Genomic DNA, 21,685 nt, shown 5'->3' with positions numbered 1-21,685 from the left:
TCGTTATCGCTTACTGAATAACGAGCGTGTTAATGATGTTTTCTGCGGCAGTTTGCGCTTTCTGCTGATCGTCAGCAGGCAGCGTGATCTGCAGGGTCAGCAGCTTGTTGTCCACCTTACCCAGCACCACGGAGGAGTAAGCGGTCTGGCCTTTGGCAGAGATGATGCTGTCCAGCTGTTGCAGATTGTGGCCTTTCAGCTCGATGGATTTGTTGGTCACCACCTGCAGCTGCGGGTCGCGGCTGCGCTGCTGATCTTCCAGACGTTTCGCCAGCACGCCCAGGTCTTCGCTGGTGTCATCGCCGACAATTACGATCACTGCTTTCTGCCCCGTAGCATCGGAGTAGACGTGCATGTTGTTCGACTGGGTACCCAGCTTGCCGCTCTGATCGGTCATATCCGGAGGCAAAGAGAAGCTGAGTTTGCCATCCATCAGGCTGACCGGTTGACCCGTTGCGTTGCTCTCAGCGGAAGCTGCCTGAGCAGGCGTTTTGGTGTCATTGTTATCACAGGCCGCCAGCCCCATCACCAGCAGGCCAATCCCGACATATTTAACCAGATTGCGCATTGAATTCTTCCTTTCGATAAACGGCCATAACGGCGCATCTTTCCATCTTATCACAACTGTTCAGGGGAACCCTTAACCAGCCTGCAATGCTGAAATTTCAGATTTATCCGCGAATCTTTTCAGCAACATATTCAACAACACACCGTACATCGGCAGGAAGAAGACCAGGCTGATAAACACCTTAAAGGCGTAATCCACCAGCGCAATTTCCATCCAGTGCTGGGCCATAAACGCGTCCGGGCTGCGCCAGAAAGCGATAAAGAAAAAGGCCAGCGTGTCGCTGACGTTACCAAACAGGGTGGAAGCGGTCGGTGCCATCCACCAGAGGTGGTTTTGACGCAGGCGGTTAAACACATGCACGTCGAGGATCTGCCCCAGCGCGTAGGCCATAAAGCTGGCGGCGGCGATACGGGCAACAAACAGGTTGAAGTGCGCCAGCGCCCCAAAACCCTGCCAGCTGCCCATGTAAAACAGCGACGAAATCACGTAGGAGACGAACAGCGCCGGCAGCATCACTGCAAAGATAATGCGACGGGCCAGCGGTGCGCCAAAGATACGGACGGTAAGGTCGGTGGCGAGGAAGATAAACGGGAAACTGAACGCGCCCCACGTGGTATGAAAACCAAAAATGGAGATCGGGAGCTGCACCAGATAGTTGCTGGAGGTGATCACCAGCAGATGAAAAAGGGAAAGCCAGAACAACGCTTTTACACGCTGCGATTGAGAGAACTGCATCATATTGTACCTTTTTAGGAGTTGGGGTGAGGGAACCCAATAAACCGGCCGCATCATACTGCTTTCACTATGCTTTGCAATGGCTAATTTTCACGCAATCGTTAACCTGGTTTGCTTTGCCCGGTCTGCGGCGTAAACTACAGCCGTTTTTACGTAACCGAGACGAAAATGAGCGATCTGTTTTCTACCCCCGACCACACCCTGGATGCCCAGGGCCTGCGCTGCCCTGAGCCGGTCATGATGGTGCGCAAAACCGTGCGCACGATGCAAACCGGCGAAACGCTGTTAATTATCGCCGACGATCCCGCCACCACCCGTGACATCCCCGGCTTTTGTACCTTTATGGATCATGAGCTGCTGGCGCAGGAGACCGCGTCGCTGCCTTATCGGTATCTTATCCGTAAAGGCTAATGCCATTTTTGCCCGACGGCCCTGCGCCTGCTCGGGCCTGGCAGTACCATTTCGTTTGAACTCCATCACCAATTTGAACCATTGTTTCAAATTTTAGCGCTTTTTTGTGAGGCGCTTCACCCTCGTTTTCCGGGCCTTAGGCTAGTTTTGAAGCTGAAAACTAAAACGCCGTTCCAACGCTTCCCTCATACCCTGGAGTTGACTCGATGAAAACGACCCTTAAGCCGTTGCTGGCCGCTCTGTGTCTGTCCGCTGTCTCTTTTTCTACGCTGGCTCAAACCATTAAAGCCGCCGATGTACATCCTGAAGGCTACCCGAACGTGGTGGCAGTCGAACATATGGGTGAAAAACTTAAGCAGCAGACTGACGGTAAGCTGGATATTAAAGTCTTCCCCGGTGGTGTGCTTGGCGATGAAAAGCAGATGATTGAGCAGGCGCAGATGGGCGCCATCGATATGATTCGCGTCTCTATGGCGCCGGTTGCGGCAATTCTGCCGGATATCGAAGTCTTTACCCTGCCGTACGTATTCCGCGATGAAGACCACATGCACAAAGTAATCGACGGGGATATCGGCAAGCAGATTGGCGAAAAACTCACGGCGAACCCGAAATCGAAGCTGGTCTTCCTCGGCTGGATGGACTCCGGCACCCGTAACCTGATCACGAAAGATCCCATTGTTAAACCGGAAGATTTAAAAGGTAAGAAGATCCGCGTACAGGGTAGTCCGGTGGCGCTGGCTACGCTGAAGGATATGGGCGCCAACTCGGTGGCGATGGGGGTCAGTGAAGTCTACAGCGGCATGCAGACCGGCGTGATCGACGGCGCAGAGAACAACCCGCCGACCTTTATTGCCCACAACTACATGCCGGTTGCCAAAAACTACACCCTGAGCGGCCACTTTATCACCCCGGAAATGCTGCTCTACTCCAAAGTGAAGTGGGACAAGCTGAGCGCCGACGAGCAGGAAAAAATTAAGACCCTGGCCCGTGACGCGCAGTTTGAACAGCGCAAGCTGTGGCAGGCCTACAATGACGAGGCACTGGCGAAGATGAAAGCGGGCGGCGTGCAGTTCCACGACATCGACAAGGCGGTATTTGTTAAAGCCACCGAGCCGGTGCGTGCCCAGTATGGCGAAAAACATCAGGATCTGATGAAAGCCATCGCTGACGTTAAGTAAGCCGGAGTATTTATGTCCGAACTCTATCTTAAGTGGATGGACCGTCTCTACCTGCTGGCGATGGCCGTGGCCGGGCTGTCGCTGCTGGTCATGACCATCGTTATCCCGATTGGCATCTTTTCGCGCTACGTACTCAACCGCGGTGAGTCGTGGCCGGAGCCGATTGCCATTATCTGCATGGTGACGTTCACCTTTATCGGCGCGGCGGTGAGCTACCGCGCCGGCTCGCATATCGCCGTGAATATGCTCACCGACAGATTGCCGGACTCACTGAAAACGATCTGCGCACGGGTGGTCGATCTGCTGATGTTGGTCATTTCCGGCATCATGTTCTGGTACAGCTACCTGCTGTGCATTGAGCTCTGGGACCAGCCGGTTGCGGAGTTCCCGATCCTGACCTCCGGCGAAAGCTATCTGCCGCTGCCGGTCGGGTCGGCGGTGTTAATCCTGTTTGTGCTTGAGCGCCTGCTGTTTGGTTCTCAGGAACATCGCCCGGTCGTCCTGATCGGCAATCACAGTTAAGGGGTGAACAATGGATGCATTTGTTTTGTTATTCACCCTCGCCATTCTGCTGGCGCTGGGGATGCCGGTGGCCTTTGCCGTCGGCCTGAGCGCCGTGGCTGGCGCGCTGTGGATCGACCTGCCGCTTGAAGCCTTAATGATCCAGATAACCAGCGGGGTAAACAAATTTACCCTGCTGGCGATCCCGTTCTTTATCCTGGCGGGGGCGATCATGGCGGAAGGGGGCATTGCCCGGCGGCTGGTTAACTTCGCCTACATCTTTGTCGGCTTTATTCGCGGCGGGCTGTCGCTGGTGAATATCGTTGCCTCCACCTTCTTCGGCGCCATTTCGGGCTCCTCGGTGGCGGATACCGCCTCCATCGGGACCGTGATGATCCCGGAGATGGAGAAGAAGGGCTATCCGCGCGAATACGCGGCAGCGGTCACCGCCAGCGGCTCGGTGCAGGCGATTTTAATTCCTCCAAGCCATAACTCGGTGATCTACTCCCTGGCGGCGGGCGGCACGGTCTCTATCGCCACGCTGTTTATCGCGGGTGTGCTACCCGGTCTGCTGCTGGGCATGGGGCTGATGGCGCTCTGCCTGTGCTTCGCGCGCAAGCGCGGCTATCCAAAAGGGGAGCGCATTCCGTTTAAGCAGGCGTTAAAAACCATGCTGGATGCGCTCTGGGGCCTGATGACGGTGGTGATTATTCTCGGCGGGATCCTGTCGGGCATCTTCACCGCGACGGAATCTGCGGCGGTCGCCTGCCTGTGGGCCTTCTTCGTCACCATGTTTATCTATCGTGACTACAAGTGGAACGAGCTGCCGAAGCTGATGTGCCGCACGGTGAAGACGGTGACCATCGTGATGATCCTGATCGGCTTCGCGGCGGCGTTTGGCGCAGTCATGACCTACATGCAGCTGCCGATGCGCATTACCGCGTTCTTCACTTCGCTGTCGGATAACAAGTACGTCATTCTGATGTACCTCAACATCATGCTGCTGCTGATTGGCACCCTGATGGACATGGCACCGATCATCCTGATCCTGACCCCAGTACTGCTGCCGGTAACCAACTCGCTGGGTATCGATCCGGTGCACTTCGGCATGATCATGATGGTTAACCTCGGGATCGGTCTGATTACCCCGCCGGTAGGGTCGGTGCTGTTTGTGGCCAGTGCGGTGAGTAAGCAGAAGATTGAGGCGGTAGTGCGGGAGATGCTGCCGTTTTACGGCATGCTGCTGCTGGTGTTAGGAATGGTGACCTACATTCCGGCGATTTCGCTGTGGTTGCCGCACATGTTGGGTATGCAGTGATGTGTGCGGCCTGATGCCCTCACCCCGACCCTCTCCCACAGGGAGAGGGTGCAAACACTAAAAACGGCAACATGGTTGCCGTTTTGCTTCTATTTTTGGCGCAGCAGCCGCAGCGCGTTCGCCGTTACCAGTACCGTCGCCCCGGTATCCGCCAGCACCGCCAGCCACAATCCCGTCATCCCCAGCAGGGTGGTGACCAGGAAAATCCCCTTCAGGCCCAGCGCAATGGCGATGTTCTGCCGGATATTGGCACGGGTGGCGCGAGCGAGGCTCATCATCTGCGCCAGCCCGGTCAGGCGGTTGTGGGTAAGCGCCGCGTCGGCGGTCTCCAGCGCCACATCGGTGCCGCTGCCCATCGCAATGCCAATGGTTGCCGCTTTCATCGCCGGGGCGTCGTTAATACCGTCTCCGACCATCGCCAGCGGCGCCTGTGCATTCAATGCCGTCACCGCCTGCACTTTATCGGCGGGCAGCAGCCCCGCCCGGAAGTCCAGACTCAACTCTCCGGCAATCGCGGCCGCCGCGCGCGGGTTATCCCCGGTCAGGATCACTCCGTTGACGCCCAGCTGATGCAGCGCCTCCACGGCCTCCTTCGCATCTTCACGCAGGGTGTCACGCAGCGTGATAAGCCCTTTTGCCGCGTCATCCTGCACCACGATAACGACCGTTTGCCCGGCCTGCTCGAGGGATGTAATCTGCGCCGTCAGTTGCGGGGCAGGGAATTTATCCGCCGCGCAAATCAGGACTATGCTGCCCGCTACAGTGGCCTCAATGCCTGAGCCCATCAGTGCCCGCTGTGCGGTAGCTGCGGCAATCGTCAACCCGCGAGAATGCGCTTCACGCACAATAGCCTGCGCCAGCGGGTGGGTAGAGCCTTGCTCCACCGCTGCGGCCAGCGCCAGCAGATCGTTTTCGCTGCCGTCGAGGGGATAAATGCCCGTCACCTGAGGTTTGCCGACCGTCAGGGTGCCGGTTTTATCAAAGGCCACCTGCCGCACCTGCGCCAGCTGCTCCAGCGCCGCACCGCCCTTAATCAACGCGCCACGTCGTGCCGCCGCCGCCAGCCCGGAGGTGATCGCCGCAGGCGTCGAGATCACCAGCGCGCACGGACAGCCAATCAGCAGCAGGGTCAGCCCCTTATAAATCCAGCCCTCCCAGGGGGCGCTGAACAGCAGCGGCGGCACCACCGCAACCAGCAGCGCAACCAGCATAATCACCGGGGTGTAGATGCGGCTGAAGCGGTCGATAAAACGCTCCACCGGGGCACGACGCTCTTCGGCCTCTTCGATCAGCTTCAGGATGCGGTCGATGGCGCTGTCGCCGGGCCCGGACAAAACCCTCAGCTCGACCAGGCGATCGACGCTGGTAGCCCCGGCCGGGACGTGTTCCCCCGCGGTGCGATCGACGGGAATGGACTCGCCGGTCAGGGCGCTTTCATCAAAGCTGGCTGCGGCGCTGAGCAGCGTGCCGTCGGCGGGCAGACGGCCCCCGGCGGCGACTTCGATGATATCCCCCGGGCGCAGCGCGGCAATGGGCACGGTTTTGCGCTCGCCGTTAATCACCCGGGTGGCGGTCTCCGGTTTCAACGCCATCAGGGCGGTCACCCCCTGACGCGCCCGGCTCGCCGCCCAGCCCTCCAGCCGTTCGCCGATTAAAAACAGCAGCAGCACCATCGCCGCTTCCGCCGTGGCGCCGATAAACAGCGCCCCGATGGCGGCCACGCTCATTAATGTCTCGATGGCGAACCAGCTGCCGCTTTTCATCAGGCGCAGCGCCTGGCGGGCCACCGGCCAGAGCCCGACCAGCGTGGTGGCGATAAAAGCGAGGTTGCCGAGCGGAGGGGTGAACTGCCCGAGCCCCCAGCTCAGCGCCATCAGTACGATCAGCGTGAGTAACGGCAGGTTTTCGCGCAGCATGGAGGTTTTTTCGATCGGCGCGTTCTCATTGCGCAGCGTATAGCCTGCCTTCACCACCGCCGCTTCGACCTGGGCGCTGACGTTGCTGGCCGCATCAACCAGCAGCTTTTCGGTGGCAAACAGCACCTGCACATGGTTTACCCCCGGTACCTGGCGAACGGCGGTTTCCACCTTGCGGGCGCAGGCGGCGCAGTCCATGCCGTTGACCACCCAGGAGTAGCGCGCACCTTCTGCAGGTAGTAAGGCTTCGGCCTGCGGCGGGGGGCGATCTGCGGCGCAGCAGGCCGCTTTAGCGGGGAGGGGGGCGAGTTTAAGGGCCGCGAACTGCGGCACTTTTTTCGGGGTATCTGGAGTCGACATGGCACTCTCCGGTAATGATAATTTTCTCATTAACCGCAGCATACACTCTGGAGTCGACTCCAGAGTCAAGCACTAAATATAGAGCGAACGCACAATCAGGAAGTGCCCGGCGAAGTAGCAGGCAGCCGCAATAGCGTTATCGGCACGGAAACGGCGACGATAGTGGCTCCCCAGCCAGACAATGTTGCTCAGCAGCAGGAGCGTGGCGCCGATAAAGGCCGACAGCGCCGGGGCCGTCGGACGGAAGAACCACAGCTCACCCGCCAGCCAGACCATCACCAGCGTCATGGCGATAAAGGTACAGACCGGCCAGCGCATCTCTTCCAGACGCGTCCAGACCACCGCAATCAGTGCAGCACCAATAATCAGCAGCGCCAGCGGCAGCGGCCAGAAGAAGGAGAGCGTCATCTGGCTGGCAAAATAGATGGTGTAGAGCAGGTGCGACAAGAAAAACGCCCCCACGGCATACAGCAGGCGCTGGCGCGGCAGCAGGGTCAGGGCATCGCCGGCCAGTGAGGCGCAGAGCCCGGCGAGCACCAGGTAGCTAATGGCGTTAAACATCGGCGCCTGCCAGGCCAGCAGTAACAGGAGCAGCAGGGTGACGGGTTTAAACAGCCAGCGCTGCCAGGCAGGGCCGCGGTAGGACGCATCGACATACAGCCATGCGGAGAAACAGACAGCGATAAATGACCAAAGCATATTAAGTCCCTGTATCTGTTATTGTTGAACAAACAGTTTCACTTCAGTGTAGTGGTGCAGACGGGCCAATAGCAATGCCTGGCGTGGCGCGCTATTCTGATTTCAGCCTGGTCTTAAGGATTGTCTAATGAGCAAGATGCCGCTCTTTTTTATTATCGTGCTGGCGATTATCGTCGTTGCAGCGTCATTTCGTTTTGTACAGCAGCGCCGGGAAAAGGCCGATAACGACGCCGCGCCGCTGCTGCAAAAGCGGGTGGTGGTGAGCAATAAACGGGAAAAAGCCCTCAACGACAGGCGCTCGCGCCAGCAGCAGGTAACGCCCGCGGGTACTACCATGCGCTATGAGGCGAGCTTTAAGCCGGAAAGCGGCGGTCTGGAGATGACCTTTCGCCTCGACGAGAAGCAGTATCATCAGCTGACGGTGGGGGATAAAGGAACGTTGAGCTATAAGGGGTCACGGTTTGAGGGGTTTAGTCCGGCGCCGTGATATCCCCTCACCCTCACCCTCTCCCCACAGGGGAGAGGGGATCGCACGGAGCCGTCTTTTCTCCCTCGCCCCTATGGGGAGAGGGGATCGTACGGAGCCGTCTTTCCTCCCTCGCCCCTATGGGGAGAGGGGATCGTACGGAGCCGTCTTTCCTCCCTCGCCCCTATGGGGATAGGGGATCGCACGGAGCCGTCTTTTCTCCCTCGCCCCTATGGGGAGAGGGGATCGTACGGAGCCGTCTTTTCTCCCTCGCCCTATGGGGAGAGGGGATCGTACGGAGCCGTCTTTTCTCCCTCGCCCCTATGGGGAGAGGGGATCGTACGGAGCCGTCTTTCCTCCCTCGCCCCTATGGGGAGAGGGCCGGGGTGAGGGGCAAAAACTATTTCTTTGCCTGCGCTTTAAACTTCTTCATCCAGACCAGCAGCTCAAACACGCCAAAGATAAACACCCGCAGCTGCTGCCAGCCGGTCATCTTCGGGCCATCTTTCGGCATCCCGTTTTTCAGCATCACCATCTGCAGGGCATGCATAAACGAGGTAAAAATCAGCGCCACGTTGACGAATATGTTCAACGGGCGCGGGAAGGGGTGCACGAGGTTGAGAAGCAAAAATGCCCAGACCCCCAGCATCAGTAAACGACCCAGATTAATCAGTACCGGCATCAGTCTCTCCTTGTGATTGACGGTGATAAAGGCGATAGGCGACCTGTCCGGCCACTTTTTCCCGGTGCAGATCCCAGTGGGCGGGCACCGGCGGTAAACCGTTCTCTACCTCGCTCTCGACGTAGATTAGCGCATCATCCGCCAGCCAGCCGTTGTTTTCCAGTAGCGTCAGCGTCTCGTCCAGCAGCCCTTTGCGAAACGGCGGATCGACAAACACCACATCGTGCGGGGTGCCCGCCTGGGCCAGAAACGCGAGAGAGTTCGTGTTGACCACGCGGGCATGGGCCGCTTTCAGCGTTGCCAGATTTTGCTGTAACTGCTGGGCCACGCTGCGATCCATCTCCAGCAGGGTGGCGCTGGCGGCGTAGCGTGACAGGGCCTCGAGCCCGAGCGCGCCGCTTCCGGCGAAGCAGTCCAGGCAGCGGGCATCTACCATTGAAGGAGCCAGCCAGTTAAACAGCGTCTCACGGACGCGGTCGGTGGTCGGGCGCAGGCCGGGGCTGTCCGGGACGGGAAGTTTACGGCCTCGCCACTGGCCGCCGATAATGCGGATCTGGCCCGTGGCAGCACGGTTGGGTTTCTTCATATTGTTGCTCAGGTCACTCGTACGGCCTGCGCTTGCAGGCGGTGATGTGCGTTAAGTTAAGTGATAAACTATTTCATCATTTTTTTAGCTTCCATGTATATAGCGCCAGTAATTAACCGCGAGGGGTGTAGTCGCAGATGGCAAAAGAGAAAAAACGTGGCTTCTTTTCCTGGCTGGGATTTGGTCAAAAAGAGCAGGAAACTGAGCAGCAGAACGAAGAACAACAGAGCGCAGAACAGTCGGCAGCGGTTGAACAGCCGCAGCCTGAAACCCCTGTTGAGACCGTTGCTGACGTAGAAGCAGAAGTGCGCACCCACAGCGAGCAAGAGACTGAAGCCTTCGCTGAAGAGGTGGTTGAGGTTTCTGAGCGGGTTCAGGAGCGCGAAAAACCGCAGCCGGTCGAACCGGAGCCTGTCGCTGTTGAGCCGGAACCGGTAGCCGTCGAACCAGAGCCTGTCGCCGATGAGCCGGAACCGGTGGCCGCGATCGTGGAAGAGGTTATTGAGTCCGAACCTGAAACCGCGCCAACCCTGGCCGTTGAACACGAAGAATTACCGCTGCCGGAAGCGATCGCAGAAGAGACTGAAGAGGCGATCCCGGAAGAGTATCTGCCAGAATCAGAGGTTGATGAGACGATCAGCGACGAAGAGCTGGAAGCTCAGGCGCTGGCAGCCGCGGCGGCAGAAGAGGCGGTAATCGTCGTTCCGGTAGCCGAAGAGAACGAGCCGGTCGAGGAGATCGCCCAGGAGCAGGAAAAACCGACCAAAGAAGGTTTCTTCGCGCGCCTGAAACGCAGCCTGCTCAAAACCAAAGAGAACCTCGGTTCCGGATTTATCAGCCTGTTCCGCGGCAAGAAAATCGACGATGATCTCTTTGAAGAGCTGGAAGAACAGCTGCTGATTGCCGATGTTGGCGTGGAAACCACCCGCAAAATTATCAGCAGCCTGACGGAGAGCGCCAGCCGGAAACAGCTGCGCGACGCCGAAGCGCTGTACGGCCTGCTGAAAGAAGAGATGGGCGAAATTCTCGCAAAAGTTGACGAACCGCTTAATATTGAAGGCAAAATGCCTTTTGTTATTCTGATGGTCGGCGTTAACGGCGTGGGTAAAACCACCACCATCGGCAAGCTGGCGCGCCAGTTTGAACAGCAGGGCAAATCGGTAATGCTGGCGGCAGGTGATACCTTCCGTGCCGCCGCCGTTGAGCAGCTGCAGGTGTGGGGCCAGCGCAACGATATTCCGGTGATTGCCCAGCACACCGGCGCAGACTCTGCCTCGGTGATTTTTGACGCCATTCAGGCGGCGAAAGCGCGCAATATCGACGTGCTGATTGCCGATACCGCAGGGCGCCTGCAGAATAAATCGCACCTGATGGAAGAGCTGAAGAAAATCGTCCGCGTCATGAAGAAGCTGGACGAAGATGCACCGCATGAAATCATGCTGACTATTGATGCCAGCACCGGACAGAACGCCATCAGTCAGGCGAAGCTGTTCCATGAAGCGGTAGGGTTGACCGGGATCACGCTGACCAAGCTGGATGGCACCGCGAAAGGCGGGGTGATCTTCTCGGTGGCGGATCAGTTTGGTATTCCTATCCGTTACATCGGTGTTGGCGAACGTATCGAGGATTTACGTCCGTTTAAATCGGGCGACTTTATTGAGGCACTTTTTGCCCGAGAGGATTAACAATGATTCGCTTTGAACACGTCAGCAAGGCCTATCTCGGTGGGAGACAAGCGCTGCAGGGGGTGACATTCCACCTGCAGCCGGGCGAGATGGCATTTCTGACCGGCCACTCCGGCGCGGGGAAAAGTACCCTGCTCAAGCTTATCTGCGGGATCGAACGGCCAAGCGCCGGGAAAATCTGGTTCAGCGGTCATGACATCAGCCGTCTGAAAAACCGCGAAGTGCCGTTCCTGCGTCGGCAGATCGGCATGATTTTCCAGGATCACCATCTGCTGATGGACCGCACGGTATTCGACAACGTGGCGATCCCGCTGATTATCGCGGGTGCCAGCGGGGATGATATTCGTCGTCGCGTGTCGGCGGCGCTGGATAAGGTCGGGCTGCTGGACAAAGCGAAGAACTTTCCTATTCAGCTCTCTGGCGGTGAACAGCAGCGCGTCGGGATTGCCCGCGCGGTGGTGAACAAACCGGCGGTGCTGCTGGCGGATGAACCGACCGGTAACCTGGACGACGCTCTTTCCGAAGGGATCCTGCGTCTGTTTGAGGAATTCAACCGCGTAGGGGTGACAGTACTGATGGCGACGCACGACATGGGACTTATCTCCCGTCGTTCGTACCGCATGCTGACGCTCAGCGACGGTCACTTGCACGGAGGCCTCGGTGAATAAGCGTGACGCAATGAACCAGATGCGGCAGTTTGGCAGCAAACTCGACCGTTTTCGTAAATCGGCAGGCGGCCCGGGGGATGGCAACCGCAATGCGCCGAAGCGCAGCAAATCCGCGCCAAAACCCAACTCGCGCAAAACCAACGTGTTTAACGAGCAGGTGCGTTACGCCTTCCAGGGCGCGCTGCAGGATCTGAAAAGCAAACCCTTCGCCACCTTCCTGACGGTGATGGTGATCGCTATCTCCCTGACCCTGCCCAGCGTCTGCTATATGGTCTACAAAAACGTTAATGAGGCGGCCTCGCAGTACTATCCTACCCCGCAGATCACCGTCTATCTCGAAAAAACCCTGGATGATAACGCCGCCGCGCAGGTGGTGGGGCAGTTGCAGGCCGAGCAGGGCGTAGAGAAGGTGAACTACCTGTCGCGGGAGGATGCGCTGGGCGAGTTCCGTAACTGGTCCGGGTTTGGCGGCGCGCTGGATATGCTGGAGGAGAACCCTCTGCCTGCGGTGGCGGTGGTGATCCCGAAACTGGATTTCCAGGGCACCGAATCGCTGAACACCCTGCGCGATCGCGTCTCCCGTATTCAGGGCATTGATGAAGTGCGGATGGACGACAGCTGGTTTGCCCGTCTGACGGCGCTGACCGGCCTTGTCGGGCGCGTCGCGGCGATGATCGGCCTGCTGATGGTGGCGGCGGTATTCCTCGTGATCGGCAACAGCGTGCGCCTGAGCATCTTTGCCCGTCGCGACACCATTAACGTGCAGAAGCTGATCGGCGCCACCGACGGTTTCATCCTGCGCCCGTTCCTGTATGGCGGCGCTCTGCTCGGTTTTGCCGGCGCATTTCTTTCACTGATTCTGTCAGAAATTTTGGTGATGCGGCTTTCCGCTGCGGTGACCGATGTGGCGCAGGTTTTTGGAACTAAGTTTAATATCAGCGGGTTATCCTTCGATGAGTGCCTGTTATTGCTGCTGGTCTGCTCGATGATCGGCTGGATTGCCGCCTGGTTAGCAACCGTGCAACATTTACGTCACTTTACCCCTGACTAAAAAATCTCTGGTATAATCTTTCCCTGCATTGAGCATCGCCGTGCAGGGAAAGAGCCTTTCGTTGTCTCTGACCCGCATCATCATCTCCACGTCACATTTTGTGCGTAATTTATTCACAGTTTCACTCGGAACTTGTGGATAAAATCACTGTCTGATAAAAGAGTGAATGATATTCTCGTTGCTCATTAATTCTGGCATGTTCGTTGCCTGATGGGGACAAACCGCCGCCAGAAAAAATTGATTGAGAGGAATGAATGACCAAAGAAATGCAAACTTTAGCTTTAGCCCCTGTTGGTAACCTGGAATCTTACATCCGGGCCGCTAACACCTGGCCGATGTTGACGGCTGAGGAAGAAAAGGAGCTTGCTGAAAAGCTGCATTACCAGGGCGATCTGGAAGCAGCTAAGACGCTGATCCTGTCTCACCTGCGCTTTGTTGTTCACGTTGCTCGTAACTACGCGGGCTACGGCCTGCCGCAGGCAGACCTGATTCAGGAAGGTAACATCGGCCTGATGAAGGCGGTGCGTCGCTTCAACCCGGAAGTGGGTGTGCGTCTGGTCTCCTTTGCCGTGCACTGGATCAAAGCGGAAATCCACGAATACGTGCTGCGTAACTGGCGTATCGTGAAGGTCGCGACCACTAAAGCACAGCGTAAATTGTTCTTTAACCTGCGTAAAACTAAGCAGCGTCTGGGCTGGTTCAACCAGGACGAAGTGGAAATGGTAGCGCGCGAGCTGGGCGTTTCCAGTAAAGACGTGCGTGAGATGGAATCCCGGATGGCCGCGCAGGACATGACCTTTGATATGTCCTCTGACGACGATGCCTCCGACAGCCAGCCGATGGCTCCGGTTCTGTATCTGCAGGATAAAACGTCTAACTTTGCCGACGGCATTGAAGACGATAACTGGGAAGAGCAGGCTGCCAATAAGCTGACCTATGCAATGGAAGGCCTTGACGAGCGTAGCCAGGATATCATCCGTGCCCGCTGGCTGGACGAAGACAACAAGTCCACTCTGCAGGAGCTGGCCGACCGCTACGGCGTCTCCGCTGAACGTGTGCGTCAGCTGGAAAAGAACGCCATGAAAAAACTTCGCGCCGCTATCGAAGCCTGACCGCTACGCTTCGCGAAGTTCCCGATAACCCCTGGATGTGAGTCCGGGGGTTTTGTTTTTTAGCGCCTGACCTGGCAAATCCCCCCTTCTGGCAAACAGTTACCTGACGCTGTGTGCTGACTCGTTAAAGCCCCGCTTACCTTATATACATTTCAAAATAGCTATTCCAATTAGATAAAAATGGGGTATGTTTTAGCAGAGTGTGCTGAAAAGGCGCGCACGGCAGACATATAATCGAAATAAAGCGCCAAAAAACAACATCACAACAAACACAATAACCATCACAATGGGGATTCTCAGGATGAATATGAAGGGTAAAGCTTTACTGGCAGGATGTATCGCGTTGGCTTTTGGCACCGCTCAGGCTGATATCAAAGTGGCCGTTGTAGGCGCCATGTCCGGTCCGGTAGCGCAGTATGGCGACCAGGAGTTCACGGGTGCAGAGCAGGCGGTTGCCGACATTAATGCCAAGGGCGGCATCAAAGGCGAAAAACTGCAGATCGTAAAATATGATGATGCCTGTGACCCGAAACAAGCGGTTGCGGTTGCCAACAAAGTGGTGAATGACGGCATCAAATACGTTATCGGTCACCTGTGCTCCTCTTCTACTCAGCCCGCGTCTGACATCTACGAAGATGAAGGCATTCTGATGATCACCCCGGCCGCCACCGCGCCGGAACTCACCTCTCGTGGCTATAAGATGGTGATGCGTACCACCGGTCTGGACTCTGACCAGGGGCCAACGGCAGCGAAATATATCGTCGAGAAAGTGAAGCCGCAGCGTATCGCCATTGTCCATGACAAGCAGCAGTACGGTGAAGGCCTGGCGCGTTCCGTGCAGGACAACCTGAAAAAATCTAACGCCAACGTGGTGTTCTTCGACGGTATTACCGCCGGTGAGAAAGACTTCTCTACCCTGGTGGCGCGTCTGAAGAAAGAGAACATCGATTTCGTTTACTACGGTGGTTATCACCCGGAGATGGGCCAGATCCTGCGTCAGTCTCGCGCTGCGGGTCTGAAAACCCAGTTCATGGGCCCGGAAGGGGTGGCGAACGTCTCCCTGTCTAACATCGCCGGTGAATCAGCTGAAGGTCTGCTGGTGACCAAGCCGAAGAACTACGACCAGGTTCCTGCCAACAAACCGATTGTGGATGCCATCAAGGCCAAGAAACAGGATCCAAGCGGTGCCTTCGTGTGGACCACCTACGCTGCGCTGCAAACCCTGCAGGCAGGCCTGAATCAGTCAGCTGAACCGGCTGATATCGCCACCTGGCTGAAAGCGAACTCCGTTGAAACCGTGATGGGGCCGCTGTCCTGGGATGAGAAGGGCGATCTGAAGGGCTTTGAGTTCGGCGTGTTTGACTGGCATGCGAACGGTACGGCGACCGACGCTAAGTAAAAGCAAACGGCGACCCCTCACCCTAACCCTCTCCCCATAGGGGAGAGGGGATCGCACGGAGCCGTCTTTCCCCCTCGCCCCTCTGGGGAGAGGGGATCGCACGGAGCCGTCTTTTCCCCCTAGCCCCTCTGGGGAGAGGGGATCGCACGGAGCCGTCTTTCCCCCTAGCCCCTCTGGGGAGAGGGGATCGCACGGAGCCGTCTTTCCCCCTTCGCCCCATAGGGAAGAGGGGATCGCACGGAGCCGTCTTTCCCCCCTAGCCCCTCTGGGGAGAGGGGATCGCACGGAGCCGTCTTTCCCCCCTAGCCCCTCTGGGGAGAGGGGATCGCACGGAGCCGTCTTTTCCCCCTAGCCCCTCTGGGGAGAGGGGATCACACGGAGCCGTCTTTCCCCCTCGCCCCTCTGGGGAGAGGGATCGCACGGAGCCGTCTTTTCCCCCTCGCCCCTCTGGGGAGAGGGCCGGGGTGAGGGGAAACAAACCTAACGCCTCTCCCACCCGTTACTCTGCGCCCTGAACCCCAGCGTCTGCATAAAGGCCGCCATCACGCCCCTGTCTTCGACGCCAACGTCCGCCATCCACCACGAGGCCACGCTCGGGTTATCGCGAATCACTTCCTCAATCAAATATTGCCCCACACCGCGACGGCGGGTGACCTCACGCACGCGCAGGGAATCCAGCGCCCCTTGCGTACCGCTCAGCGTCACCCGCACCGCGCCTAACAGCCGCTCGTTAAAGCGCGCAGCATAAATACGGTGGTTGTCATCAACATTGAGCGAGGAGGGGGAATATTCCGGCCAGATCTTGTTGAGGTCGATATGATCCTGGTCGCTAAAGTTCTCCAGACGGTGGATGGTCAGTTTCATTAGCTGCTTTCCAAATCAAAAAGAGTGCAGGCAGTGTACTCAATTTATTCTGTCAGACGCTTCCACTTTTTAAATCCATTACCTAGCTGATTACTTTTTTAGCGCTGCGTTGAGCAGTTTTAAAACGCAGGGATCGAAAAATAAGCAGAATTTTAACCTAAAAGGCAGCGTTTTATTCGGCGCATTGTACCGTTATTTTATGCTGCAATTCGTACTTTTATTTGTTTATCTCTGCCTGATTTCAGAATATTATCTTTGCTTAATCACCTGAAATATAGAGATTTTAGTCTGATTTTTGTGAAAAAACTGTGCTAAACCATTAAAGGCAATAGCAAAAGTTGCGTTGTTTAATAAAAGTACAGAATGCTTTTTAACCATAATAAAACAAAATATATACATCACGTCACGAATGGGGATTCACCAATGAAAAGGAACGCGAAAACATTGATCGCGGGAATGGTTGCACTGGCAGTTTCGCAGTCAGCCATGGCGGAAGATATTAAAGTTGCTGTGGTAGGTGCATTGTCCGGCCCGGTTGCCCAGTGGGGCGATATGGAGTTCAACGGCGCGCGCCAGGCAATTAAAGACATCAACGCCAAAGGCGGTATTAAAGGCGACAAACTGGTCGGCGTGGAATATGACGATGCCTGCGACCCGAAACAAGCCGTCGCCGTTGCCAACAAAATTGTTAACGATGGCATCCAGTATGTGATTGGCCATCTCTGCTCTTCCTCCACCCAGCCGGCGTCCGACATCTACGAGGACGAAGGCATTCTGATGATCACGCCAGGCGCCACTAACCCGGAGCTGACCCAGCGCGGCTATCAGTACATCATGCGTACCGCCGGGCTCGACTCGTCTCAGGGGCCGACCGCGGCGAAGTACATTCTTGAAAGCGTGAAGCCGCAGCGCATTGCCATCATTCATGATAAGCAGCAGTACGGTGAAGGCCTGGCCCGCTCCGTACAGGATGGCCTGAAAAAAGGCGGTGCGAATGTGGTCTTCTTCGACGGCATTACCGCAGGCGAAAAAGACTTCTCGGCACTGCTGGCGCGTCTGCAAAAAGAGAATATCGACTTTGTCTACTACGGTGGTTACTACCCGGAAATGGGGCAGATGCTGCGCCAGGCGCGGGCTATCGGCCTGAAAACCCAGTTTATGGGGCCGGAAGGGGTCGGTAACGCCTCGCTGTCGAACATTGCGGGCGACGCGGGCGAAGGCATGCTGGTGACGATGCCAAAACGCTATGACCAGGATCCGGCAAACGCCGCTATCGTAAATGCGCTGAAAGCGGAGAAAAAAGACGCGAGTGGTCCGTACGTCTGGATCACCTATGCCGCCGTACAGTCTCTGGCCACCGCCATGGATCGTACCGGCAGCAAAGCGCCGCAGGATCTGATTAAAGATTTAAAAGCACACGGGGCTAACACCGTGATTGGGCCGCTGAACTGGGATGAGAAAGGCGATCTGAAGGGATTTGAGTTTGGTGTCTTTAAGTGGCACGCCGACGGTTCATCCTCGGTCGCCAAATAATCATGATCCCACCGCCCGGCAGGACCGGGCGGGTATTGAAAGGTTACCTTATGTCCGAGCAGTTTCTCTATTTTCTGCAGCAGATGTTTAACGGCGTCACGCTGGGAAGCACCTATGCACTGATCGCCATCGGCTACACGATGGTCTACGGCATTATCGGCATGATCAACTTCGCCCACGGCGAGGTATACATGATCGGCAGCTATGTCTCCTTTATGATTATCGCCGCGTTAATGATGATGGGGATCGACAGCAGCTGGCTGCTGGTGGCCGCCGGATTTGTCGGGGCGATTGTCATTGCCAGCGCCTACGGCTGGAGTATCGAACGGGTGGCCTATCGCCCGGTGCGTAGCTCCAAGCGCCTGATCGCGCTGATCTCCGCGATTGGTATGTCCATCTTCCTGCAAAACTACGTCAGCCTCACCGAAGGGTCGCGCGACGTGGCGCTGCCAAGCCTGTTTAACGGCCAGTGGATTGTGGGCGCCAGCGAGAACTTCTCGGCGTCGATTACCACCATGCAGCTGGTTATCTGGATTGTGACCTTTATTGCAATGCTGGCGCTGACGCTGTTTATCCGCTATTCCCGTATGGGCCGCGCCTGCCGCGCCTGCGCGGAAGATCTGAAAATGGCGAGCCTGCTTGGCATCAACACCGACCGCGTAATTGCCCTGACCTTTGTGATTGGTGCGGCGATGGCGGCGGTGGCGGGCGTGCTGCTCGGCCAGTTCTACGGCGTTATCAACCCCTACATCGGCTTTATGGCCGGGATGAAAGCCTTCACCGCGGCGGTTCTGGGCGGTATCGGCAGTATTCCGGGCGCGATGATCGGCGGCCTGATTCTGGGCGTGGCCGAAGCGCTCTCCTCCGCCTACCTGAGCACCGAATATAAAGACGTGGTGTCGTTTGCCCTGCTGATTCTGGTTCTGCTGGTTATGCCTACCGGTATTCTGGGTCGTCCGGAGGTAGAGAAAGTATGAAACCGATGCATTTTGCAATGGCGCTACTCTCTGCGGCGATGTTCTTCATCCTGGCGGCCGTTTTTATGGGCGTTCAGCTGCAGCTGAGCGGCACAAAACTGGTGGTGGATTCCGCGTCTGATATCCGCTGGCAGTGGGTCTTTGTCGGCACCGCGGTGGTCTTCTTCTTCCAGCTGCTGCGCCCGCTGTTCCAGAAGACGCTTAAAAGCGTCTCCGGGCCAAAGTTTGTTCTGCCCGCTATCGACGGCTCGACGGTAAAGCAGAAGCTGTTCCTGGTGGCGCTGCTGGTCGCGGCGGTGGCCTGGCCGTTTATGGTTTCGCGCGGGACGGTGGATATCGCCACCCTGACCATGATTTACGTGATCCTCGGCCTCGGCCTGAACGTGGTGGTGGGGCTGTCTGGTCTGCTGGTGCTGGGTTACGGCGGCTTTTACGCCATCGGCGCTTACACCTTTGCGCTGCTGAACCACTATTACGGTCTCGGCTTCTGGACCTGTCTGCCGCTGGCGGGGCTGGTCTCTGCCGCTGCGGGCTTCCTGCTGGGCTTCCCGGTGCTGCGCCTGCGCGGCGACTACCTGGCGATTGTGACCTTAGGCTTCGGTGAAATCGTCCGTATTCTGCTGCTCAACAATACCGAAGTGACCGGCGGCCCGAACGGCATCAGCCAGATCCCGAAACCGACCTTCTTTGGTCTGGAGTTCAGCCGCTCCGCCCGCGAAGGCGGCTGGGATACCTTCAGCAACTTCTTCGGCGTGAAGTACGATCCGTCCGACCGCGTGATCTGGCTCTACCTTGTGGCATTGCTGCTGGTGGTGATCACCCTGTTCGTGATTAACCGCCTGCTGCGTATGCCGCTGGGGCGCGCTTGGGAAGCGCTGCGTGAAGATGAGATCGCCTGTCGCTCCCTGGGCCTGAACCCGACCCGTATCAAGCTGACTGCCTTCACCATCAGCGCCGCGTTTGCCGGTTTTGCCGGGACGCTGTTTGCCGCGCGCCAGGGCTTCGTCAGCCCGGAATCCTTCACCTTTGCGGAATCCGCGTTTGTGCTGGCGATTGTGGTGCTCGGCGGGATGGGCTCGCAGTTCGCCGTTATTCTGGCGGCCGTCCTGCTGGTGGTTTCCCGTGAGCTGATGCGCGACTTTAATGAATACAGCATGCTGATGCTGGGTGGTTTGATGGTGCTGATGATGATCTGGCGTCCGCAGGGCCTGCTGCCGATGACCCGTCCACAGCTGAAGCTGAAGAACGGGCAAGCGAAAGGAGAGCAGGCATGAGTCAGCCATTATTATCCGTTAACGGCCTGATGATGCGTTTTGGCGGCCTGCTGGCGGTCAACAATGTGTCTCTGGATCTGCATCAGAAAGAGATTGTTTCGCTGATCGGCCCGAACGGTGCCGGTAAAACCACGGTCTTTAACTGCCTGACCGGCTTCTACAAGCCAACGGGCGGCACCATCATGCTGCGCGACAAGCACCTGGAAGGGCTGCCGGGCCAGCAGATAGCCCGTATGGGCGTGGTGCGTACCTTCCAGCACGTGCGCTTGTTCCGAGAGATGACGGTGATTGAGAACCTGCTGGTGGCGCAACATCAGCAGCTGAAAAGCGGGCTTTTTTCCGGCCTGCTGAAAACCCCGGCATTTCGCCGTGCCCAGGAGGAGGCGCTGGACCGCGCCGCCACCTGGCTTGACCGTATCGGCCTGTTACAGCATGCCAACCGCCAGGCCAGCAACCTGGCCTACGGTGATCAGCGTCGTCTGGAGATTATCCGCTGCATGGTGACCCAGCCGGAGATCCTGATGCTCGACGAACCGGCGGCAGGGCTGAACCCGAAAGAGACCAAAGAGCTGGACGAGCTGATTGTCGAGCTGCGCAACCACCACGACACCACCATCCTGCTGATTGAGCATGATATGAAGCTGGTGATGGGCATTTCAGACCGTATTTACGTGGTGAACCAGGGCACGCCGCTGGCGAACGGGACGCCGGAAGAGATCCGTAACAACCCGGACGTGATCCGCGCTTACCTTGGTGAGGCATAAGATGGAAAAAGCGATGTTATCTTTTGACAAGGTGAATGCCCACTACGGCAAGATCCAGGCGCTGCACGACGTCAGCCTGCACATTAATCAGGGGGAGATTGTGACCCTGATTGGCGCCAACGGCGCGGGGAAAACCACCCTGCTCGGCACCCTGTGCGGCGACCCGCGCGCCTCCAGCGGGCGTATTGTCTTTGATGGTAAAGATATTACCGACTGGCAGACGGCCAAAATCATGCGCGAAGCGGTGGCGATTGTCCCGGAAGGGCGTCGCGTCTTCTCGCGCATGACGGTGGAAGAGAACCTGGCGATGGGCGGCTTCTTTGCCGAGCGCGAGCAGTTCCAGACCCGCATTAAGCGCGTCTATGACCTGTTCCCGCGTCTGTTCGAGCGCCGTATTCAGCGTGCGGGCACCATGTCCGGTGGGGAGCAGCAGATGCTGGCGATTGGTCGCGCGCTGATGAGCCAGCCGCGCCTGCTGCTGCTCGACGAGCCGTCACTCGGACTGGCACCGATTATCATCCAGCAGATCTTCGACACCATCGAACAGCTGCGCAGCGAGGGGATGACCATCTTCCTCGTGGAGCAGAACGCTAACCAGGCGCTGAAGCTCGCGGATCGCGGCTACGTGCTGGAGAACGGTCGCGTGGTGCTGGAAGATACCGGCGCGCGGCTTCTGGCGAACGAAGCGGTGCGGAGCGCGTACCTCGGAGGTTAAGCCGGTTGTATTGCCCGGTGGCGCTACGCTTGCCGGGCCTACAACAGCGTGCCATACGTAGGCCGGGTAAGGCGCAGCCGCCACCCGGCTTTTTTTGCCGCACACCCCCTTCATATTTCCATCATCCCCCTGACGTCCTGTTGTCATATCTCTGTAAACAAATGGTTATTTTTCTGTAATTCGCGCATGTCATGTTACCTCGCGAGCACAAAACGCGTGATAT

General features: G+C 57.5%; 22 protein-coding genes. 15 read left to right on the top strand and 7 right to left on the bottom strand.

All coding sequences use genetic code 11. The features are described 5' to 3' along the window. Positions 1–10 precede the first annotated feature (10 nt). Both MXM41_RS20615 and MXM41_RS20610 read right to left on the bottom strand, forming a co-directional pair. The gene (locus MXM41_RS20615) at positions 11–568 is read right to left on the bottom strand and encodes a DcrB family lipoprotein (protein ID WP_325934065.1); all 558 of its coding nucleotides are present in this window, start codon (positions 566–568) and stop codon (positions 11–13) included. Positions 569–640: 72 nt separating this feature from the next. After that, positions 641–1,306 (bottom strand): 7-cyano-7-deazaguanine/7-aminomethyl-7-deazaguanine transporter, encoded by a 666-nt coding sequence (locus MXM41_RS20610; protein WP_325934064.1) that lies wholly within the window; start codon positions 1,304–1,306, stop codon positions 641–643. A gap of 165 nt (positions 1,307–1,471) precedes the next feature. Between MXM41_RS20610 and tusA the strand changes: the two genes are divergently transcribed. The 4 genes from tusA to MXM41_RS20590 all read left to right on the top strand — a co-directional run bounded on the left by tusA (position 1,472) and on the right by MXM41_RS20590 (position 4,711). Then, positions 1,472–1,714, top strand: coding sequence for a sulfurtransferase TusA (gene tusA, locus MXM41_RS20605; RefSeq protein ID WP_325934062.1), 243 nt, complete (start codon positions 1,472–1,474; stop codon positions 1,712–1,714). 206 nt (positions 1,715–1,920) lie between these two features. Next, positions 1,921–2,892 carry a TRAP transporter substrate-binding protein gene (locus MXM41_RS20600; RefSeq protein WP_325934061.1) on the top strand — a complete coding sequence of 324 codons (972 nt, stop codon included), beginning with the start codon at positions 1,921–1,923 and terminating at the stop codon, positions 2,890–2,892. A gap of 12 nt (positions 2,893–2,904) precedes the next feature. Continuing rightward, positions 2,905–3,414, top strand: coding sequence for a TRAP transporter small permease (locus MXM41_RS20595; protein WP_325934060.1), 510 nt, complete (start codon positions 2,905–2,907; stop codon positions 3,412–3,414). Between the two features lie 10 nt (positions 3,415–3,424). After that, on the top strand, positions 3,425–4,711 hold the full coding sequence (locus tag MXM41_RS20590; protein ID WP_325934059.1) for a TRAP transporter large permease: 1,287 nt from the start codon (positions 3,425–3,427) through the stop codon (positions 4,709–4,711). 89 nt (positions 4,712–4,800) lie between these two features. On the opposite strand, the gene zntA is transcribed toward MXM41_RS20590, so the two are convergent. Together zntA and MXM41_RS20580 are read right to left on the bottom strand one after the other, a co-directional pair. Beyond that, the gene (gene zntA, locus MXM41_RS20585; RefSeq protein ID WP_325934058.1) at positions 4,801–6,987 is read right to left on the bottom strand and encodes a Zn(II)/Cd(II)/Pb(II) translocating P-type ATPase ZntA; all 2,187 of its coding nucleotides are present in this window, start codon (positions 6,985–6,987) and stop codon (positions 4,801–4,803) included. A 72-nt stretch (positions 6,988–7,059) separates the two neighbouring features. Continuing rightward, positions 7,060–7,686 (bottom strand): lysoplasmalogenase, encoded by a 627-nt coding sequence (locus MXM41_RS20580; RefSeq protein ID WP_325934057.1) that lies wholly within the window; start codon positions 7,684–7,686, stop codon positions 7,060–7,062. Between the two features lie 127 nt (positions 7,687–7,813). Here MXM41_RS20580 and MXM41_RS20575 point away from each other — a divergent pair, with 127 nt between their 5' ends. Beyond that, positions 7,814–8,173: a DUF2500 domain-containing protein gene (locus MXM41_RS20575; protein WP_325934055.1), complete on the top strand. Its 360-nt coding sequence runs from the start codon at positions 7,814–7,816 to the stop codon at positions 8,171–8,173. A gap of 379 nt (positions 8,174–8,552) precedes the next feature. Here MXM41_RS20575 and MXM41_RS20570 read toward each other — a convergent pair whose 3' ends face one another. Together MXM41_RS20570 and rsmD are read right to left on the bottom strand one after the other, a co-directional pair. Further along, positions 8,553–8,834 (bottom strand): DUF1145 family protein, encoded by a 282-nt coding sequence (locus MXM41_RS20570; protein ID WP_325934054.1) that lies wholly within the window; start codon positions 8,832–8,834, stop codon positions 8,553–8,555. Next, positions 8,818–9,420, bottom strand: a complete 603-nt coding sequence (gene rsmD, locus MXM41_RS20565) for a 16S rRNA (guanine(966)-N(2))-methyltransferase (RefSeq protein WP_325934053.1) — start codon at positions 9,418–9,420, stop codon at positions 8,818–8,820. The genes MXM41_RS20570 and rsmD overlap by 17 nt, the downstream gene beginning before the upstream one ends. A 137-nt stretch (positions 9,421–9,557) precedes the next feature. Here rsmD and ftsY point away from each other — a divergent pair, with 137 nt between their 5' ends. The 5 genes from ftsY to MXM41_RS20540 all read left to right on the top strand — a co-directional run bounded on the left by ftsY (position 9,558) and on the right by MXM41_RS20540 (position 15,335). Next, positions 9,558–11,105 carry a signal recognition particle-docking protein FtsY gene (gene ftsY / locus MXM41_RS20560; RefSeq protein ID WP_325934052.1) on the top strand — a complete coding sequence of 516 codons (1,548 nt, stop codon included), beginning with the start codon at positions 9,558–9,560 and terminating at the stop codon, positions 11,103–11,105. Between the two features lie 2 nt (positions 11,106–11,107). Next, entirely contained in the window at positions 11,108–11,773 is a 666-nt protein-coding gene (ftsE, locus tag MXM41_RS20555; RefSeq protein WP_325934051.1) for a cell division ATP-binding protein FtsE, read from the top strand. Continuing rightward, positions 11,766–12,824: a permease-like cell division protein FtsX gene (gene ftsX / locus MXM41_RS20550; protein ID WP_325934049.1), complete on the top strand. Its 1,059-nt coding sequence runs from the start codon at positions 11,766–11,768 to the stop codon at positions 12,822–12,824. The genes ftsE and ftsX overlap by 8 nt, the downstream gene beginning before the upstream one ends. Before the next feature lie 254 nt (positions 12,825–13,078). Beyond that, on the top strand, positions 13,079–13,936 hold the full coding sequence (gene rpoH / locus MXM41_RS20545) for an RNA polymerase sigma factor RpoH (protein ID WP_325934047.1): 858 nt from the start codon (positions 13,079–13,081) through the stop codon (positions 13,934–13,936). 301 nt (positions 13,937–14,237) lie between these two features. Then, positions 14,238–15,335: a branched-chain amino acid ABC transporter substrate-binding protein gene (locus MXM41_RS20540; protein ID WP_325934046.1), complete on the top strand. Its 1,098-nt coding sequence runs from the start codon at positions 14,238–14,240 to the stop codon at positions 15,333–15,335. 480 nt (positions 15,336–15,815) lie between these two features. Here MXM41_RS20540 and panM read toward each other — a convergent pair whose 3' ends face one another. Then, entirely contained in the window at positions 15,816–16,199 is a 384-nt protein-coding gene (panM, locus tag MXM41_RS20535) for an aspartate 1-decarboxylase autocleavage activator PanM (RefSeq protein WP_325934045.1), read from the bottom strand. A gap of 423 nt (positions 16,200–16,622) precedes the next feature. Between panM and livK the strand changes: the two genes are divergently transcribed. From livK to livF, 5 genes are read left to right on the top strand one after another with little or no spacing between them, the layout of a single operon-like run. Continuing rightward, on the top strand, positions 16,623–17,732 hold the full coding sequence (gene livK / locus MXM41_RS20530; protein ID WP_325934044.1) for a high-affinity branched-chain amino acid ABC transporter substrate-binding protein LivK: 1,110 nt from the start codon (positions 16,623–16,625) through the stop codon (positions 17,730–17,732). A 50-nt stretch (positions 17,733–17,782) separates the two neighbouring features. Next, positions 17,783–18,709: a high-affinity branched-chain amino acid ABC transporter permease LivH gene (gene livH / locus MXM41_RS20525; RefSeq protein WP_325934043.1), complete on the top strand. Its 927-nt coding sequence runs from the start codon at positions 17,783–17,785 to the stop codon at positions 18,707–18,709. After that, positions 18,706–19,983: a high-affinity branched-chain amino acid ABC transporter permease LivM gene (locus MXM41_RS20520; RefSeq protein WP_325934041.1), complete on the top strand. Its 1,278-nt coding sequence runs from the start codon at positions 18,706–18,708 to the stop codon at positions 19,981–19,983. The genes livH and MXM41_RS20520 overlap by 4 nt, the downstream gene beginning before the upstream one ends. After that, on the top strand, positions 19,980–20,747 hold the full coding sequence (gene livG, locus MXM41_RS20515) for a high-affinity branched-chain amino acid ABC transporter ATP-binding protein LivG (protein ID WP_325934040.1): 768 nt from the start codon (positions 19,980–19,982) through the stop codon (positions 20,745–20,747). Before MXM41_RS20520 ends, livG begins: the two co-directional genes overlap by 4 nt. Before the next feature lies 1 nt (position 20,748). Next, positions 20,749–21,462 carry a high-affinity branched-chain amino acid ABC transporter ATP-binding protein LivF gene (gene livF, locus MXM41_RS20510; protein WP_325934039.1) on the top strand — a complete coding sequence of 238 codons (714 nt, stop codon included), beginning with the start codon at positions 20,749–20,751 and terminating at the stop codon, positions 21,460–21,462. The last annotated feature ends 223 nt before the right edge of the window (positions 21,463–21,685 follow it).

The sequence above is a fragment of the Leclercia adecarboxylata genome (genome assembly GCF_035787115.1).
Lineage (GTDB): Bacteria > Pseudomonadota > Gammaproteobacteria > Enterobacterales > Enterobacteriaceae > Enterobacter > Enterobacter adecarboxylatus_E.
The sequence above is the reverse complement of the archived record's forward strand: the minus strand, read 5'-3'. Positions and strand labels throughout refer to the sequence as shown.

Coding starts and splice junctions, on each gene's coding strand:
- MXM41_RS20570 (WP_325934054.1), bottom strand. CDS start 8,834: ATGCCGGTACTGATTAATCTGGGTCGTTTACTGATGCTGGGGGTCTGG.
- MXM41_RS20600 (WP_325934061.1), top strand. CDS start 1,921: ATGAAAACGACCCTTAAGCCGTTGCTGGCCGCTCTGTGTCTGTCCGCT.
- ftsE (WP_325934051.1), top strand. CDS start 11,108: ATGATTCGCTTTGAACACGTCAGCAAGGCCTATCTCGGTGGGAGACAA.
- rpoH (WP_325934047.1), top strand. CDS start 13,079: ATGACCAAAGAAATGCAAACTTTAGCTTTAGCCCCTGTTGGTAACCTG.
- MXM41_RS20610 (WP_325934064.1), bottom strand. CDS start 1,306: ATGATGCAGTTCTCTCAATCGCAGCGTGTAAAAGCGTTGTTCTGGCTT.
- MXM41_RS20595 (WP_325934060.1), top strand. CDS start 2,905: ATGTCCGAACTCTATCTTAAGTGGATGGACCGTCTCTACCTGCTGGCG.
- MXM41_RS20580 (WP_325934057.1), bottom strand. CDS start 7,686: ATGCTTTGGTCATTTATCGCTGTCTGTTTCTCCGCATGGCTGTATGTC.
- tusA (WP_325934062.1), top strand. CDS start 1,472: ATGAGCGATCTGTTTTCTACCCCCGACCACACCCTGGATGCCCAGGGC.
- livG (WP_325934040.1), top strand. CDS start 19,980: ATGAGTCAGCCATTATTATCCGTTAACGGCCTGATGATGCGTTTTGGC.
- MXM41_RS20590 (WP_325934059.1), top strand. CDS start 3,425: ATGGATGCATTTGTTTTGTTATTCACCCTCGCCATTCTGCTGGCGCTG.
- livF (WP_325934039.1), top strand. CDS start 20,749: ATGGAAAAAGCGATGTTATCTTTTGACAAGGTGAATGCCCACTACGGC.
- MXM41_RS20615 (WP_325934065.1), bottom strand. CDS start 568: ATGCGCAATCTGGTTAAATATGTCGGGATTGGCCTGCTGGTGATGGGG.
- livK (WP_325934044.1), top strand. CDS start 16,623: ATGAAAAGGAACGCGAAAACATTGATCGCGGGAATGGTTGCACTGGCA.
- MXM41_RS20575 (WP_325934055.1), top strand. CDS start 7,814: ATGAGCAAGATGCCGCTCTTTTTTATTATCGTGCTGGCGATTATCGTC.
- ftsY (WP_325934052.1), top strand. CDS start 9,558: ATGGCAAAAGAGAAAAAACGTGGCTTCTTTTCCTGGCTGGGATTTGGT.
- MXM41_RS20540 (WP_325934046.1), top strand. CDS start 14,238: ATGAATATGAAGGGTAAAGCTTTACTGGCAGGATGTATCGCGTTGGCT.
- MXM41_RS20520 (WP_325934041.1), top strand. CDS start 18,706: ATGAAACCGATGCATTTTGCAATGGCGCTACTCTCTGCGGCGATGTTC.
- rsmD (WP_325934053.1), bottom strand. CDS start 9,420: ATGAAGAAACCCAACCGTGCTGCCACGGGCCAGATCCGCATTATCGGC.
- zntA (WP_325934058.1), bottom strand. CDS start 6,987: ATGTCGACTCCAGATACCCCGAAAAAAGTGCCGCAGTTCGCGGCCCTT.
- livH (WP_325934043.1), top strand. CDS start 17,783: ATGTCCGAGCAGTTTCTCTATTTTCTGCAGCAGATGTTTAACGGCGTC.
- panM (WP_325934045.1), bottom strand. CDS start 16,199: ATGAAACTGACCATCCACCGTCTGGAGAACTTTAGCGACCAGGATCAT.